Source organism: Glycomyces sp. NPDC050141 (assembly GCF_055586545.1).
Window position 1 is genome coordinate 52,466 of record NZ_JBVJHZ010000032.1, and the last position, 14,265, is coordinate 66,730.

At 66.5% G+C, this 14,265-nt stretch carries 16 protein-coding genes and 1 riboswitch; of the genes, 7 read left to right on the forward strand and 9 right to left on the reverse strand.

Going from position 1 to position 14,265, the window contains the following annotated elements:
• Window positions 1-25: 25 nt before the first annotated feature.
• Entirely contained in the window at window positions 26-2,269 is a 2,244-nt protein-coding gene (gene metE / locus ACZ60M_RS18600) for a 5-methyltetrahydropteroyltriglutamate--homocysteine S-methyltransferase (RefSeq protein WP_465419645.1), read from the reverse strand.
• 41 nt (window positions 2,270-2,310) lie between these two features.
• Window positions 2,311-2,517: riboswitch (cobalamin riboswitch) on the reverse strand.
• Between the two features lie 91 nt (window positions 2,518-2,608).
• Between metE and ACZ60M_RS18605 the strand changes: the two genes are divergently transcribed.
• From ACZ60M_RS18605 to ACZ60M_RS18615, 3 genes are all read left to right on the forward strand, one after another.
• Complete coding sequence (locus tag ACZ60M_RS18605; protein ID WP_465419647.1) at window positions 2,609-3,349, forward strand: SDR family NAD(P)-dependent oxidoreductase; 741 nt, start codon at window positions 2,609-2,611, stop codon at window positions 3,347-3,349.
• A gap of 60 nt (window positions 3,350-3,409) precedes the next feature.
• Window positions 3,410-3,964, forward strand: coding sequence for an SMI1/KNR4 family protein (locus tag ACZ60M_RS18610; protein WP_465419649.1), 555 nt, complete (start codon window positions 3,410-3,412; stop codon window positions 3,962-3,964).
• Window positions 3,965-4,044: 80 nt separating this feature from the next.
• Complete coding sequence (locus ACZ60M_RS18615; RefSeq protein ID WP_465419651.1) at window positions 4,045-4,797, forward strand: SDR family oxidoreductase; 753 nt, start codon at window positions 4,045-4,047, stop codon at window positions 4,795-4,797.
• Window positions 4,798-4,837: 40 nt separating this feature from the next.
• Here ACZ60M_RS18615 and ACZ60M_RS18620 read toward each other — a convergent pair whose 3' ends face one another.
• From ACZ60M_RS18620 to ACZ60M_RS18640, 5 genes are all read right to left on the reverse strand, one after another.
• Window positions 4,838-5,401, reverse strand: a complete 564-nt coding sequence (locus ACZ60M_RS18620; RefSeq protein WP_465419653.1) for a hypothetical protein — start codon at window positions 5,399-5,401, stop codon at window positions 4,838-4,840.
• A gap of 203 nt (window positions 5,402-5,604) precedes the next feature.
• Window positions 5,605-6,036: a hypothetical protein gene (locus ACZ60M_RS18625; RefSeq protein ID WP_465419655.1), complete on the reverse strand. Its 432-nt coding sequence runs from the start codon at window positions 6,034-6,036 to the stop codon at window positions 5,605-5,607.
• A gap of 12 nt (window positions 6,037-6,048) precedes the next feature.
• A complete protein-coding gene (locus tag ACZ60M_RS18630) occupies window positions 6,049-6,600 on the reverse strand; it encodes a hypothetical protein (RefSeq protein ID WP_465419657.1) in 552 nt (183 codons plus the stop codon).
• Window positions 6,601-6,785: 185 nt separating this feature from the next.
• The gene (locus tag ACZ60M_RS18635; RefSeq protein WP_465419659.1) at window positions 6,786-8,636 is read right to left on the reverse strand and encodes an alpha/beta hydrolase; all 1,851 of its coding nucleotides are present in this window, start codon (window positions 8,634-8,636) and stop codon (window positions 6,786-6,788) included.
• An 11-nt stretch (window positions 8,637-8,647) separates the two neighbouring features.
• Entirely contained in the window at window positions 8,648-9,022 is a 375-nt protein-coding gene (locus ACZ60M_RS18640) for a hypothetical protein (RefSeq protein ID WP_465419661.1), read from the reverse strand.
• 424 nt (window positions 9,023-9,446) lie between these two features.
• Here ACZ60M_RS18640 and ACZ60M_RS18645 point away from each other — a divergent pair, with 424 nt between their 5' ends.
• The 3 genes from ACZ60M_RS18645 (at window position 9,447) to ACZ60M_RS18655 (ending at window position 11,377) form a co-directional block, all read left to right on the forward strand.
• On the forward strand, window positions 9,447-10,610 hold the full coding sequence (locus tag ACZ60M_RS18645) for a hypothetical protein (RefSeq protein WP_465419663.1): 1,164 nt from the start codon (window positions 9,447-9,449) through the stop codon (window positions 10,608-10,610).
• Window positions 10,607-10,876, forward strand: coding sequence for a hypothetical protein (locus tag ACZ60M_RS18650; RefSeq protein WP_465419665.1), 270 nt, complete (start codon window positions 10,607-10,609; stop codon window positions 10,874-10,876). Before ACZ60M_RS18645 ends, ACZ60M_RS18650 begins: the two co-directional genes overlap by 4 nt.
• A 111-nt stretch (window positions 10,877-10,987) precedes the next feature.
• Complete coding sequence (locus ACZ60M_RS18655) at window positions 10,988-11,377, forward strand: hypothetical protein (RefSeq protein WP_465419667.1); 390 nt, start codon at window positions 10,988-10,990, stop codon at window positions 11,375-11,377.
• Between the two features lie 63 nt (window positions 11,378-11,440).
• On the opposite strand, the gene ACZ60M_RS18660 is transcribed toward ACZ60M_RS18655, so the two are convergent.
• The 3 genes from ACZ60M_RS18660 to ACZ60M_RS18670 are packed head-to-tail and all read right to left on the reverse strand — an operon-like array spanning window position 11,441 to window position 13,383.
• Window positions 11,441-12,538: an aminomethyl transferase family protein gene (locus ACZ60M_RS18660; RefSeq protein WP_465419669.1), complete on the reverse strand. Its 1,098-nt coding sequence runs from the start codon at window positions 12,536-12,538 to the stop codon at window positions 11,441-11,443.
• A gap of 55 nt (window positions 12,539-12,593) precedes the next feature.
• Window positions 12,594-12,752 (reverse strand): hypothetical protein, encoded by a 159-nt coding sequence (locus ACZ60M_RS18665; RefSeq protein WP_465419671.1) that lies wholly within the window; start codon window positions 12,750-12,752, stop codon window positions 12,594-12,596.
• A complete protein-coding gene (locus ACZ60M_RS18670; protein WP_465419673.1) occupies window positions 12,733-13,383 on the reverse strand; it encodes a formylglycine-generating enzyme family protein in 651 nt (216 codons plus the stop codon). Before ACZ60M_RS18670 ends, ACZ60M_RS18665 begins: the two co-directional genes overlap by 20 nt.
• A gap of 302 nt (window positions 13,384-13,685) precedes the next feature.
• Between ACZ60M_RS18670 and ACZ60M_RS18675 the strand changes: the two genes are divergently transcribed.
• Window positions 13,686-14,033 (forward strand): DoxX family protein, encoded by a 348-nt coding sequence (locus ACZ60M_RS18675; RefSeq protein WP_465419675.1) that lies wholly within the window; start codon window positions 13,686-13,688, stop codon window positions 14,031-14,033.
• Window positions 14,034-14,265: the final 232 nt, after the last annotated feature.

Sequence of the window (14,265 nt, forward strand, 5' to 3'; positions counted from 1 at the left end):
GGGGAGCGGCGGGTACAGCGACTGCCTAGGCGAGCTGCTCGCGGACCGTCCGCGCGGCGGCGACCAGGCCTTCGAGCGACGGGCGGACCTCCTCGTAGCGGCGGGTCTTCAGGCCGCAGTCCGGGTTCGCCCACACGCGGTCGGGGCCGAGCGCGGCCACGGCCAGGCGCAGGGCCTCGGCCATGTCCTCGGCGGCGGGGACGCGCGGGGAGTGGATGTCCCACACGCCCGGGCCGACCGCGCTGCGGTAGTTCGCGCGGTCGAGGTCGGCGAGGACCTCCATCTTGGAGCGGGACGCCTCGATCGAGGTCACGTCGGCGTCCAGGGCCGCGATCGCGTCGATGACCTCGCCGAACTCCGAGTAGCACAGGTGCGTGTGGATCGAGGTCTCCGGCCGCACCCCGGCGGTGGCGACACGGAACGAGCGGGTCGCCCAGTCCCGGTAGGCCGCACGGGAAGCGGCGCGCACGGGCAGGAGCTCGCGCAGTGCGGGTTCGTCGACCTGGATGATCGCGGTCCCGGCCGCTTCGAGGTCGGCGACCTCGTCGCGCAGGGCGAGCGCGACCTGGTCGGCGGTGTCGGCGAGCGGCTGGTCGTCGCGCACGAACGACCACGCGAGGATCGTCACGGGCCCGGTGAGCATGCCCTTGACGGGCTTCTCGGTGAGCGACTGCGCGTACGAGGTCCACTCGACGGTCATGGGCGCCTGGCGGGTGACGTCGGCGTACAGGACCGGCGGGCGCACGCAGCGCGAACCGTAGGACTGGACCCAGCCCGCGGCGGTGGTCGCGAAGCCGTGCAGCTGCTCGGCGAAGTACTGGACCATGTCGTTGCGCTCGGGTTCGCCGTGCACGAGCACGTCGAGGCCGAGCTTCTCCTGCTCGGCGATGACGGCGGCGACCTCGGCCTTCATGCGGGCCTTGTAGTCGGCGTCGATCATCAGCCCGCGGCGGTGCGCGGCGCGGGCGTTGCGCAGCTCGGCGGTCTGCGGGAACGAGCCGATCGTGGTGGTCGGCAGCGGCGGCAGCGGAACGCGTTCGGCTTGGGCCGCTTGCCGGTCGGCGTAAGGGACGCGCCGGTCGGCATCGGCGCCGAGCGCGGCCAGGCGCTCGCGCACGGATTCGTCGCGCCAGGCGGCGGGAGTGGCCGGGCGGGCCTCGCGCGACCCCTCAGGGTCGGCGATCTGCTTGATCTCCTGGAGTTTCTGTCGGGCGAACGAAAGCCGCTCGAACAGGGCCTCAGGGAGCTCGGTTTCGGCGTCCAGATCCACAGGAACATGCAGGAGCGACGAAGAGGACGACACCCCGACGCGGTCGCTGATGCGCTGCAGCCGTGCGAGGTCGGCGGCGCCGTTCGCGAGGTCGGCGCGCCAGATGTTGCGGCCGTCGACCGATCCGGCGAGGAAAAATGTTTCACGTGAAACATCCAGTGCCTCAAGTGCATCGAGGTCACTGCGGCCCCGCATGAGGTCCAGCGCGACACCCTCCACACCGGCGTCCAGGAGGACTGGCAGCGACTCGCCGAACGGCCCGTAACCGCCCGCGATGAGGATGCGCGAGTCGGCAGTCAGGCGCCGATAGGTCGCCGACACCGCGGCCAGTTCGGCCTCGGTGCGGTCACCGCACAGTGCAGGCTCGTCGAGCTGAATGAGCCCGGCCCCAGCGTCCCGAAGGGCAGCAAGGATTTCGGTGTACACCGTGACGAGCTCATCGAGCCGGTCGAGCGGAGCGAAACCGGCCGGGGCGTCCTCGCTCGGCTTGGCGAGCAGGAGGAACGAGACGGGGCCGACCAGCACCGGGCGGGCGTCGAGGCCGCGCTCCTTCGCCTCCAGGAACTCCGCGACGGCCTTGGCGGGCTTGGCCGCGAACGCGGTTCCGGGCCCGATCTCGGGGACCAGGTAGTGGTAGTTCGTGTCGAACCACTTGGTCATCTCGAGCGGCACGGCCTGGTCGTCGCCTCGCGCGGCGGCGAAGTAGGAGGCCAGTTCGCTATCGCGGCGGTGGCGCGGCGCGAGCGCGTCCACAGCGCAGATCGTGTCGAGCACGTGGTCGTAGTAGGAGAAGGTGCCGGTCGGGACCGCGTCCAGTACCGAGAGGTCGTCGAGCATCCCGGAGCGGACGGCCGCCGCGGCGGCCTCCAGCCCGGCGGCGTCCAGGCGGCCGGACCAGTGGGCCTCGAGCGCGCGCTTGAGCTCGCGGTTCGGTCCGATGCGCGGGTATCCGAGTGCGGTGGCCTGCGGTTTCGCGGGCACGCTGGTAGTCGTGTTCATGTGTCAGTTCCCTCGAACTTGCGACAACGGGACCACGCGCGGTCGCGCGCGGTACGCGGGCAGGTATTCGGACTCGAGGGCTCTGGTTTTCCTACTTCCCACCGCTTCCCAGACCCTTTCGGGCCCAGTGCTCATGGCGGGTTTCGTTCCCTCTCACCGCTGCGGGGCAGTCCTGGATTCGCACCAGGTTCCCTCTTAGCCGGGGCGGCAGCACTCTGCGCCCCGGAACCAGCGTCGCCCCCGATGGTACGGCCGCAAACGGGTACAGGCCCCTGACTGGGCCGCAGAGTGGGACGAGCGCGGATCGGATTCGTCCGCGAATGGGTAGGCTCGGGGCCCATGAGCACCAAACCTGTAGCAGTAGTCACGGGCGCGAGCAGCGGCATCGGAGCGGCCGCCGCGAAAGCCCTCGCCAAGGCCGGGTTCGACGTCATCCTGGGCGCGCGCCGGGCCGACCGGCTCGCCGAGGTCGCAGCGGAGTGCGGCGGCACGGCGCTGCCGCTCGACGTCACCGACGAGGACTCGGTCGCCGCGTTCACCGCCGTCATCAGCCGCTGCGACCTCCTCGTCAACAACGCGGGCGGGGCCTTCGGCCTCGACTCGATCGCCACGGCCGACCTCGACCTGTGGCAGCAGATGTACGACGTCAACGTGCTCGGCACGATCCGGGTCACCAAGGCGCTCTTGCCGAAGCTCATCGACTCCGGGGACGGCCAGGTCGTCGTGATCGGCTCGATCGCGGCCCGCACGTCCTACCCGGGCGGCGGCGGCTACAACGCCGCGAAGCACGCCGAAGCGGCCGCGACCCGCGTCCTCCGCCTCGAGCTCGCCGGCCAGCCGGTCCGCGTCTGCGAGATCGACCCCGGCATGGTCGAGACCGAGTTCAGCCTGGTCCGCTTCGAAGGCGACCAGGCCCGCGCCGACGCCGTCTACGCGAACATGACGCCCCTGACCGCCGACGACATCGCCGACACGATCGCCTGGGTCGCAACCCGACCCGCCCACGTCAACGTCGACCAGATCACGATCATGCCCCGAGACCAAACCGGCCCCCAACAAGTCCACCGCCGCAACCAATAACCGCAACAACCAAACCGGCCCGGCGGCTCCCCGCCGGGCCGATGCGATGAATGGAAAGCCGTGCCAAAAACCCCTTATGAAGTGACCTCTTCGATTTCGAGACTGGAGTCGGCGATCCCTGCGATGGTGAAGTTTCGCGCGGCCGCACCACGGGAGGTGCGTTGGGAGGTACTGCGCGAAGAGCTGGGGGTAGAGCTTCCCTCTGATTTCCGCGCTCTGGCGGAGGCATACCCGGCGCTGGTTCTCCAGGATTTCCTTTGCCTTGACCTGCCCCAACCTGGGGAGGAGTCGTTGTACATTGCGGCTCATAGAGAAGCGGCTGCGATCCTTGACGACTGGCGCGAGGATGGTTGCGCTGCAGATTATGTGCCGTTTCCGGAGCCCGGCGGCCTGCTGCTTTGGGCGTCGTCGAACCAAGGCGACTGCTTCTTCTGGCGAACCTGGTCAGAATCCCCTGACGACTGGTCGATCGTGGTCTCGGGAAGGAACGGTGACTGGTCGGAGTACCACATTGGCGTCGTGGATTTCCTTGCCGCGCTTTACCGTATGAATATCCGCATTGGGGGGATGCCAGGGGACTTCCCGAAGGATGACCCCGAGGTGACAACTGGCTGAGCAGCGGGGTCATGGGCGCTTCCCGCAGGGGACGGTTCATTAGGCTGTTCCGATTTCATCCCTGAGAAAAGGACGAGGCATTGGGGCAGCTAGTCGGCAAGACGGTTCTCATCACCGGCGCGTCCCGGGGGATCGGGGCGGCCACTGCCCGGCTCCTCGCGGAGGAGGGCGCGCACCTCCTGGTCAACTACCGGGACAAGGCGAAGCGGGCCGAGAAGGTCGTCGCCGAGATCAATGAGCGAGGGGCCACGGGCGCCTCGGTCCAAGCCGACGTCACGGACGCCGCGCAAGTCGACGCCATGCTCGCAGCAATTGAACGCCTCGACGTGCTCGTGCTCAACGCCTCCGGCGGCCTCGAGAAGGACGTCGACGCCGACTACGCGCTCCGCCTCAACCGAGACGCCCAAGTGGACCTCGCGACCAAGGCACTCGCACTCATGCCGCGCGGCGGCCGGATCGTCTACGTGACCAGCCACCAGGCGCACTTCTACGGAACCTACGAAGAGACCCTGGCGGTCTACGCGCCCGTCGCGCGCTCCAAGCACGCCGGTGGCGAGGCCCTCCAAGCGCTCATCCCGACGTTCGCCGAGCACGGCGTCGACTTTGTGACCGTCTCCGGCGACATGATCGAGGGCACGATCACCGCGACACTCCTGGAACGAGCCCAGCCGGGCGCCATCGAGCACCGCCGCGAGGCCGCAGGCAGCCTCCTCTCCGTCGAGGAGTTCGCAGCGCACGTAGCGGACGCTGCCATCGCCGACATCGAGACCGGCGCAGTCATCCTCGCTGGCGGGGCCGGCCAATGGGGCGATCAGGCCGCCCGCAACCAATAGGAGCGCCAACTCGGCGGTTTTCCGCCGGGCCGAGGTTGTCTCAGATCAGGCGCACACTGTCGACGACGGCGTCGACCTCGGTTCGCATCGCGGGGTCGTCACCGAAGGCCATGCCCATGAGGAAGACAGAGCGGTTGTCGTCGGTGATGATGTGGATGATGTGCCCGTACATCGGCGGTTCGCCGGAGATGCTGACCTCCCAGGTGAACCGGTAGGCCTCTTGCCCGTCGATTTCGATGGGCTCGGAGATCAGGATCTGCTTGTCCTCAGGGAAGGGATAGAAGTACTCGGAGTTCTCCCCGGCGATGACGGAGGTCGACATGGACATCTCCTCATCGGTCATCGCCTCACCGGAGAACGCGACCACGGAGGCGGAGCTGCCCTCTTCGTCCTCGGCGGCGTAGCTGGCACTGGAAGTGAACGCCTCGATCAGGTCGTCAGAGTTCATCTGCTCCCAGGTATCGGGCATCGTGTACGAGATCCCAGACTCGGAATCCTCGATGACGAGCTCATCCGAAGCTGCGGGATCGCCGTCGACGCCGTATCGGTCCATGGCCCACCAAACGGCGGCGCCCGCACCGCCGACGACCAGCAACCCGAGCACGACGACAAGCGCGACGACCCCGCCTCGGGCCTTACGGGGAGGCGGCGCAAGCGGGGGTGCGGAGGGAGGCGGATAACCCTGCCCGCCATACGGATACGCCTGTGGAGAATGCATCCCCTGAGGCTGATGAGGACTGTGAGCGGGTGGATATGCGGGCGGATTCCCATAGGGCGGTTGGGTATTCGGTTGTTGGTACACGGGATCTACCTTTCACCTTGGTCGGGTTCCGAATCGACCGGCGCGGGGCTTTCCCAGCACCAAGCTTGCGACGAGGGAAGCATGAGCAGCACGATCCCGAGAATTGCGAGCGCCATCGATATGAAAATGGGCCAGAATGTCAATGCGATATTGATTCCCACCAGCATGATGAGCACGTACAGGCTGTAGATGATGACTGTGACGGTACTTGCCGCATAAGAACGGTTGTGGATACTGAGTGCGACGAGGCTATGCGTCATGCCTGCGACAAAGGCGGGGCAAAGGAGGAATTGATTGAAATCCTTTGCGAGCTGGCCTGTGGCAGTCGTGTCGTATATATCTTCGTACACAACCACTGTCAAGAGATAGAGAACGAATGCAGCCCAACCAAACCAGACGATCCGGTTGTGGATCGCAATCGCGGTCGGCGGCTTCATGAACCTGGCACGTCAAATCAGGCCGTCGTAGGACTCGGGAGAGTCGAAGGACACCGGCCCGAAGGCAGCCTGCGAGGTGGCGAACGGGTCGATGGCGGCAGCTTGGTCGGTGGGAATCCCGTCGGGGAAGTACTTCTCGACGCGGTCCTTGTCGCTGCCGGGTTCGATGCCACCAGCGGGCGGGATGTACTCGAATTCGCTCAGTTCGCTGACCGGTACGCAGCCTGACTGGATCGCCAGGCCAGCAAGGCCCCAAACTCGATACCAGAGGGTGATTCCGTCATCGCGTTTTACCGCGAGGTTTCGATCGATCCTCCCACTTTCCTTCTCGTCGGTCTCGTCGTAGGTGACTTCGTATCCCAGGGAAGTCCAGTGTTCACGGAGCACCTCGATGTAATCGTCTCTGACGAGAGCGGTACCGGAGGCTTCGAGAGACATGTCGTAGTGGATCTCGATGTTCGTGTAGTCGGAATCGTCCTTCCCGTTGTGGCTGCATGGGATCTCTGCCCAGTCGCGGCGCTCGAATCCGGGGAAGTCGGGTAGCACCGCAACCACATCAGCCACAGCCTCCTCCATGGGGGCGTACGCCTCAGCTTGGGTGTATTCGGTTTCAGGCGGGGAATCCATCCCATCCTCCAAGGTTGTACACGCAGTGAGCAGCAGGGTGGATATCGCGACGAGGAGCCAGGCGGAGCGGCCGCCAGATCCGGTTCGTGCGGTAGGCGTTTGTGTTACTGGCACGATCATCCTCACTTCTGCCCGGTTATCACATTGGCCATCTCGATCCGCGCATCCATGTTCTGGTCCCCCCAATAGGTGCCGTGGTTGTCCATCGCCTCGCCGATCTGGTTGTACCAGGGGTAGTCGACCGCTACGCTTTCGATGACATTGGCCCCATAGTCCGATTCGGTGGGGTCTGGACCATTGACTCTGAGGTTAGCTGGGGCGTTGATGATGTCTTGGTCGTTGGTGGTGGCGTAGACGTTCTCAGTATCGATGCCGAGGGAGTTCGCGCTCTCGGTGTTGGTTCCAGGGGAAGCGACGAAGATGATGTTGTCGGCATCCACGCCTTCACTCGAAGCTGCAGTACCGATCATGTCGGTCCCGTAGGAATGCCCGAGAAGCGTCAGGTTCGACGGCTCGCCCTCGGCGGTGGCACGTATGCCTTGGGTGAAGGACTCCAGCTCGTCGGAGCCTTCCTCGGCCCACTTCATGTCCCTGGCCTCGTTCATCGGATCGTCGGGGGCGTCGTAGTCCACCCACATGACCGTGGCGGTCTCGTTGAGCGGATCCACGTAGCGAGCGTCATTGGCCATGATGTCGGCGCGGTCCAGGTCGTTACTGGCGTTTTCGAGTCCCGCGTAGGTTCCCGGGACGTAGGTGTTGACGTTCGCTGCTTCATCCGGGTTGCCGATCGAGACGACCGCCTGACCGCTGCCCTCGGTGCCGAATTTCATCAGGTAGTACGGCTGATCGGTAGTACTCGACAGCTCAGGGTTGCCCTCGTCATCGGTGATCCTGTCCTGCAGAGAGGCAAGACCATCTCGGTCCGAGTTCAGTTTTTCCCATTCCTCCAACAGCGCCGTGTACTCCGGGTTCGCACCGGTGCCGCGACCACTTCCAACGGTGTCGGTGCCGTTTGCCTCCATCTGTGCAATTTGCTCTTGAACGGAGGCGATTTCGCTGTCGAGGCTCTCGATGGTGCTGTCGAGCGTCACCCTGTTCGCGGTGTCACGCACATCGACGGGGATTCCATCAGTGGGCCCGACCCATTCGGGGTGCTCGGTGATGAGTGCTTCCCTCTCGGTGTCGCTCAGGTCCTCCCACCACTGATTCACTTGCTCGGGCGACATACCGGACTCGCCGTTGGCGATCGCTTCCATCTCGGCCGCGACTTCCTCGCTCAGTGCGGACTTATAGTCGTCGATGAGCTCGTCGTGAGTGGCCCCGAGCTCGGGTGGGAGTTCCGGCGGGTTCTCGCGCATGTCTTTGAGCGCGGCGGCCGCGTCGTCGTCGGCGTCGTGGGCGCGGGACATAATGGCCCGCAACCAGTCCTGGTATTGGTCCCCGATCTTGTCGACTTCGAGATAGAGGTCGATGCCGTTGCCCAGCGCCCTCAGCCGGGTGATGGGGTCGATGCCTTCGGGCTTTTCGATGCCGATCTTGTGACAGAGCCACTGGGGCGGGTTGGTAGTCAGGATCGCCTGGTGGAGGTCTGCGTTCGCGTTCACCTCGTAGTTGTGCTTGTCGCCCTCGATCTCGAAGTCGTGTTCCTCGATGAGACCCACTACCTCAAGAAGTTCTTCCTGTTCGGCTTTGAGTGCTTCGGCCGCCTCGATGAGGGTGACGTGTACGCGGATCTTGGCGTAGTCGGAGAGGTCGTCTTCGAAACGTCCTGTGAAAAGGTCGATCTGCTCACGGACCAGGTTTGCGGTGTCGGACTCGTAGTTCTCGACGCTCAGATGCCCAGCGATGACCTCTGTGCGCAGCCGTTCGGTGTGATCGATCATGCTGCCCACATACCTGTCCCAGGTAGTGGCGACGGAATGGATTGCGTCGCAGTCGAGGTCGCGGAGATCCTTCCAGGACATGTCGCTCATTGAGTTGTCTCCTACCAGTCGGGGCGGGCCGAGGCGTTCTCGTTGGCGCGGCCGGGGTAGCGGTCATGGTCGGCGAGGGATGCGAAGTCGCCGGCGTTGTACTGGTCGACTTCGACGGCCTCCTCGGCGCACACGGCCAGGTACTCGCCCGTGTTGCCGCACAGGCGAGTGAAGCCGCTGGCGCGCTGGAGCTGCCACCACTCCGCAGCTTCGGCGAGGGCCGGGCCGAGGGCGGTGTCGGAGTCCTTGAGCTGCTGCGCGAGTTCGGTGGTGGTGTCGAAGAGTGCGGTGGTTGTCGTATCGACTTCGGACTCGACATCGAAGAGGACTTCCACGGACTTGTGGACCTCTTCAGGCTCCATCGTGAAGACGTCAGCGCCGGACATGGTGAACCGCTTCGAGGCGCGTGGGGTTGAGGGCGCGTTCTGCCACGGGTGGGGACCTCCGGGGGCAAATGTCAGGATTGTCAAGGGGCGCAACCCAGGGTAGCGGAGAGCTTCCAACTGTGGGGTACAGCAGGGCGCCGCTGGTGGGGGTGGGGTGGGCGAGGGGCTCTAGACGCTTTTGCACACGAAGGTGTGTCGCGCTTGCGGTTTCGCGAAAGGCTGTGTCAGCCTGAACTTACGTGCGAATCGCACGCTGATGAACCAATTGAATATGGCCGGTGGGCCGCCCCAGTTTCTTGGCAGAACAGGCGGCCCACCTCCTCAAACCAAGGAAGGCGAGCCTCCCATGGCTTATCCCACCCTACGCGAAAACAGGCGTAGCGCAACTCATCAACTCACGGCCGCCCGGAACCAGGCAAGGGCGATGGTCCTGGTCCAGGAGCCGTTCTATCAGCATGATCACCTCGGTCCGGGTGCGCTGTTGCGTGAGATCACCGGTTCGGGCGAGGCAGCCGGGTACTACGACTGGGCGGGCCGCCGCCTCTTCATGGGCGATGGCGAGCCCGACCGGATGTGTCCGGGCGCGTACCGGTACCAGCACAACCCCGCATCCTGCGACCTCGAAGCGCCGGATTCGGACCCCCGCAGCCCCCGGTACGAGCCGATGCACTTGCGGCACAAGCCGGGCGACACCTGGCTCATCGACGCCAACCGGCCCCACGACCCGTTCGACCCCGGCCCCTACGGGTCCCCCGGGTGGTACAAGGACGAGCGCACCGGCCGCCACCGCCGCGACGAAACCCCCGACCCGCTTCCCGCAGAAGGCTGGGTGAACCCCGGCAACGCCTGGTTCCCAGGAACCGCCGACTGGCCCGAACCCGAACCCCCGCAACAGGAGCCACCGCGACCGGCTTCCCGGCGGGGCGGCGGCTCGGACCGGCCCCCGCCCACCACCGGCACCGGTTGGCGGCCCGTCCCCTCCGAACCCGACGAACCCCCGAGGCCCCACCGCGACCGCTTCTGGAACCGCGAAGACTCCACCGGCGAGTTCCGGTTCTCCAAGCTCCGTGAAGACGCCTTCGACCGCTTCATCGTCAAGTCCGCCGAGCTCCGCGCCGCACACTTCCAGCCCGAGAAGCCGTACTTCCGGGAACGGGTCGTCTGGGCCCTGCGATGGATCGCTTGGGTGATCGGCCTCGGCCTCATCCCCATGCCCGCCCCGCTCGCCAGCGCACAACGGGCCGAACCCGAAGCACCGGAGCGCATCCCAGCACAGACCCGCCCGGCCGACCGTGCCGGGGACACCGCCGCAGTACCCGGGGCGGCGATCGCCGCCGCCATCGGCGGCGCCCGCGCTGCACGGAAAGTGATCGCCGCCAGAGAGACCCGAACCAGCAGCGAACTCGCCGACGCCGTCCGCGACAGCGCCAACCACTGGCGTGCGCGACCGCGGCAGAACCGCCCCCGACCCTCGCCCAGACCCGCCACCGGCTCGTACATGACCGCCTGGGAACACGCCTTCGACCACGCCTTCGACACCAGCCACACCCTCAACCTCGGCACCCTCGCCACCGGAGGCGCAGCATGAACCCCGAGTTCCACGCAGCCGCCCACGTCGAAACGTTCGAGATCAGCAGCCGTCCGCTGACCTTCTCCCTGATCCCGACCCAGGCCCGCGCTCGCATCACCTGCAATGACGAGGCGATCGGGTCCGTGATCCGACTCGACACCGACCAACCCGCCCTATGCGTCTCGGCGCCGATCGAAGCCGACTGGGCCGGAGTCCACTGCGAACTCCTCATCGCCGAGGCGATCCGCATCTGGAACAGCACCATCAAGAATTGCCCCAACTGACCCAAAGCGCGCGCGCCGCCGGGCCCGACCCGGCGGCGCGCGAAGGCCCCGACAACAGTGCGCGCCCAGTGGGGCGTAAGCCGCTGCACCGGGTACTACGAGAATTGATGGATGAGCAGACCACAAGAGGAATCCCGCGCTGATGGCCCGGTGCCGCTCTCTCCTATCGTCGTCGGTACGTTGGAGGAACTGCTGCCAGGCGATAATCCAGTGCACCATGCACTGCGGCAACAGATCCCCTTCACGACGATGGAGGAAGGGTGCCCCTGTGGGTGCACGTCAGTCGACCTGTGGGTCGACAAGGCCCGGTGCAAACCCGCTCCTCCACATGATGGCAGACCCGCGGCCAGTGGCAACTACATCGACACCAACCTCTACGCAGGCGTCATCCTCTTCACCAGAGACGGATACCTGCGCTCACTCGAAATCCATACCTGGCTGGAAGAGCCGATGCGCAGCTGGCCCGACCTCAGCCATCTCGAAGTCGAACCCCCGCCATAGGTATGCCTTCACCGACAGCCCACGCCGAAGAGCTTCCGGTCAAATTCAGCCACTGCCGCTTTGTCATCGGGTGAAGGGCGGCTTGACCACGCGGACGGGGACGCGGCCTTCCGGGCCCTCGGTCTCCAGGTCAGCGCCGGGTTTCAATTCAGGATCGAGGAAGGCGAGCGCGATGCCCTTGTCGATGGTGGGCGAGTAACCCGCCGAGGTGGTGGTGCCGACCTGGCGTACGCCTTCGAAGACCGCTTGACCGGCGAGCGGCACGCCGTCGTCCAAGGCCTTCAGTCCCCAGAGCCGCCTGGCCGGTCCGGCAGTGCGGACGGCCTCCAGGCTCTCCTTGCCGTGGAATTCGGTTTTGCTCCAGCCGACCGCCCAGCTCATGCGGGCCTCGACGGGGTTGATTTCGTGGCCGAGCTCGACGCCGTGCTTGGGAAGTCCGTGCTCAAGCCGGAGGAGGTCGTAGGCGTCCTGGCCGCAGGGCCGCGCGCCCGCGGCGAACAGGCGGTTCCAGAGCCTCCGTCCCGGTTCTGCGAGTGCCACCACCAGGTAGGCCTCCTCACCGAAGCGGTCGGTGCGGCAGGACCAGGCGCCCTCCCAGTGTTCGAGCATCGAGATCTCGAAGTCCATGTGCGGGTGGCCGACAGGGATGCCGAGGCGGTCGAGCATCGGCGCGGCCTCGGGTCCGTGCACTTCGAGCAGCACCTGGGTGCCGTCCATGACGGCCACCTCCACCATGTGCGGGGTGTAGTCGTCGAGGATGATGCCCGCGTCGAGCCAGTTCGCGGCACTGCCGAAGAGCGCGTAGCCGGAGGCGGTGAAGCGGTTGACGAGGATTTCGTCGATGACACCGCCGTCCTTGTCGCACAGGAGGCTGTACTGGGAGGTGCCCACGCGGTCGAGCTGGTCGGTGTCGTTGGTGAGAATCCTGTTGAGCGCCTTGGTGGTACCGAGGCTGTGCAGCATGATCTGCCCCTGGTGGGACAGGTCGAAGACGCCCGCGCCCTCGCGGACCGCGGCGTGCTCGCCGTAGGTGTCGCCGTAGTCCATCGGGACCAGCTGCGTGTCCTTGCGACCCCATTTCCACTCCTCGAAGCGGGCCCCGAGTGCTTCGTGGCGGTCATGCAGGGGCGATCGCCGGATCTTGCTTTCCTTGTCTGCCATGACCGGACGGTAGCGTTCCGTCACTGTCCGCCACAACCCCCGAAACTGGCGCGGGTCAGTCGCCGAGGGTGGCGGTGAGGGCGCGCAGTCCGGCGGCGAGGGTCTTGGGGTCGGGTGCGTTGTCGAGGTAGGACGCGGGCTGGAAACTCGGATCTCGGGGGCTCGAGTCGCAGGCTTCGGCTCCACCGGAATGTTCAGGCGGCGTTGCGGGCAAGGCGGAAGCCGAGGTCGTCGATGCGGAGGGTCGGCATGGTGCGGCGGCGCACGCCGACCCGGCACGACCAGTGCTCGTCGAACCAGCCGCCGCCCTTGATGACGCGGTAGTCGCGGTAGACCTCGGCGTCGTAGACGTCGAAGCACCATTCCCAGGCGTTGCCGATCATGTCGTGCAGGCCCCAGGCGTTCGGCGCCTTCTCGCCGCCGCGGTGGAGGCGCTCGCCGGAGTTGTCGCGGTACCAGGCGATCTCGTCGAGTTCGCCGTAGCGGGGCCCGGTGGTCCCGGCCCGGCAGGCGTGCTCCCATTCGGCCTCGGTGGGGAGCCGGTAGCCGTCGGCGGTGCGGTCCCATTCGACTGCTTCGGTGTCGGTGCCCGCGCCGGTGACCGTGTAGGCGGGCCGGAGGTCGGCCAGCTCGGAGGCGCGGTTGCAGAAGCGGACGGCCTCGAACCAGGACGTGTTCGTCGCGGGCAGCCGGTCGTCGTCAACGACGCCGAGGCCGAAGGCCTCGCCGATCGCACGGCGCGTGACCGGCAAGGGCGACAGCAGGAACGGCGCGACCCCGACCGTCCAGCTCCGCTCGGTCCGCCGGTCGCTGATCATCACGGCCCCGGCCTCGATCCTCTGCATCGACGAATCCTAGGCCGCCCTCGACACGTGACCTCCAACCGGCAATACGCACCGGCCAGCGCTGCGACCCGCGGAGCTCGGCTCGGCTCGGCTCGGCTCGGCTCGGCTCGGCTCGGCTCGGCTCGGCTCGGCTCGGCTCGGCGATGAGCCGCCACCCTGCCGGCCCCTCGTCGGCAACGCGCGCGGCCCGACAAGTTTCCGTTCGTGATCCGCGCCACTCATTGAGTTCCGCTGTCACGTTCGCTTCGCGCCGCGGTTCAACCGGATGTAAGCGTCCCCGCGAATCGAACCGGAGCATTCCCATGACCGTCGCCCACGTCATCGTCACCATCGCCGCTGCACTCTGGGTCGGCTTCTCGGCCTACTCGATCTTCACCAAGGCCGCCTTCGTGATCGAGCCCCTGCAGAGCTACGGCGTGCCGCAGTCGTGGTGGTTCCTGCTCGGCCTCGCGAAGGCCGCCGGGGCGGTCGGCCTCGTCGTCGGATTGTTCGTTCCGTTCATCGGCGTCGCCGCCGCCATCGGCATCATCCTCTACTTCCTTGGCGCGGTCATCACGGTGCTGCGGGCCCGCTCGTACAAGACCGTGGTCTACCCGGTCATGTACCTGGTCCCAGCCGCCGCGTCGCTCATCCTCGGCGCACTGGCCTGAGCCCGCCGCCTCGCTCGGCCTCGGACCACCGGTCTGCGGCCCTTCGTTGCGGTGCTTGCACTCGATGCGCCGGTGAGCCGCCGGGCCGCTCACACTCCTCCTCTCTTCCCCGCCGGGGAACGCCCGGCGAGGGGGGGGGGGGGGGGGGGGGGGGGGGGTTTTTTTTTTTTTTTTTTTTTTCCCTCTTCTCCCGACAGAGAACCCCCCCCCCGTGTTCTCGCCGCCCCGCGGG

What these genes read in the sequence shown, in the direction of transcription:
- ACZ60M_RS18670 (WP_465419673.1), bottom strand. Translation starts at nt 13,383, where the DNA reads ATGCAGAGGATCGAGGCCGGGGCCGTGATGATCAGCGACCGGCGGACC.
- ACZ60M_RS18675 (WP_465419675.1), top strand. Translation starts at nt 13,686, where the DNA reads ATGACCGTCGCCCACGTCATCGTCACCATCGCCGCTGCACTCTGGGTC.
- ACZ60M_RS18660 (WP_465419669.1), bottom strand. Translation starts at nt 12,538, where the DNA reads ATGGCAGACAAGGAAAGCAAGATCCGGCGATCGCCCCTGCATGACCGC.
- ACZ60M_RS18650 (WP_465419665.1), top strand. Translation starts at nt 10,607, where the DNA reads ATGAACCCCGAGTTCCACGCAGCCGCCCACGTCGAAACGTTCGAGATC.
- ACZ60M_RS18605 (WP_465419647.1), top strand. Translation starts at nt 2,609, where the DNA reads ATGAGCACCAAACCTGTAGCAGTAGTCACGGGCGCGAGCAGCGGCATC.
- ACZ60M_RS18625 (WP_465419655.1), bottom strand. Translation starts at nt 6,036, where the DNA reads ATGAAGCCGCCGACCGCGATTGCGATCCACAACCGGATCGTCTGGTTT.
- ACZ60M_RS18645 (WP_465419663.1), top strand. Translation starts at nt 9,447, where the DNA reads ATGGTCCTGGTCCAGGAGCCGTTCTATCAGCATGATCACCTCGGTCCG.
- ACZ60M_RS18635 (WP_465419659.1), bottom strand. Translation starts at nt 8,636, where the DNA reads ATGAGCGACATGTCCTGGAAGGATCTCCGCGACCTCGACTGCGACGCA.
- metE (WP_465419645.1), bottom strand. Translation starts at nt 2,269, where the DNA reads ATGAACACGACTACCAGCGTGCCCGCGAAACCGCAGGCCACCGCACTC.
- ACZ60M_RS18640 (WP_465419661.1), bottom strand. Translation starts at nt 9,022, where the DNA reads ATGTCCGGCGCTGACGTCTTCACGATGGAGCCTGAAGAGGTCCACAAG.
- ACZ60M_RS18655 (WP_465419667.1), top strand. Translation starts at nt 10,988, where the DNA reads ATGAGCAGACCACAAGAGGAATCCCGCGCTGATGGCCCGGTGCCGCTC.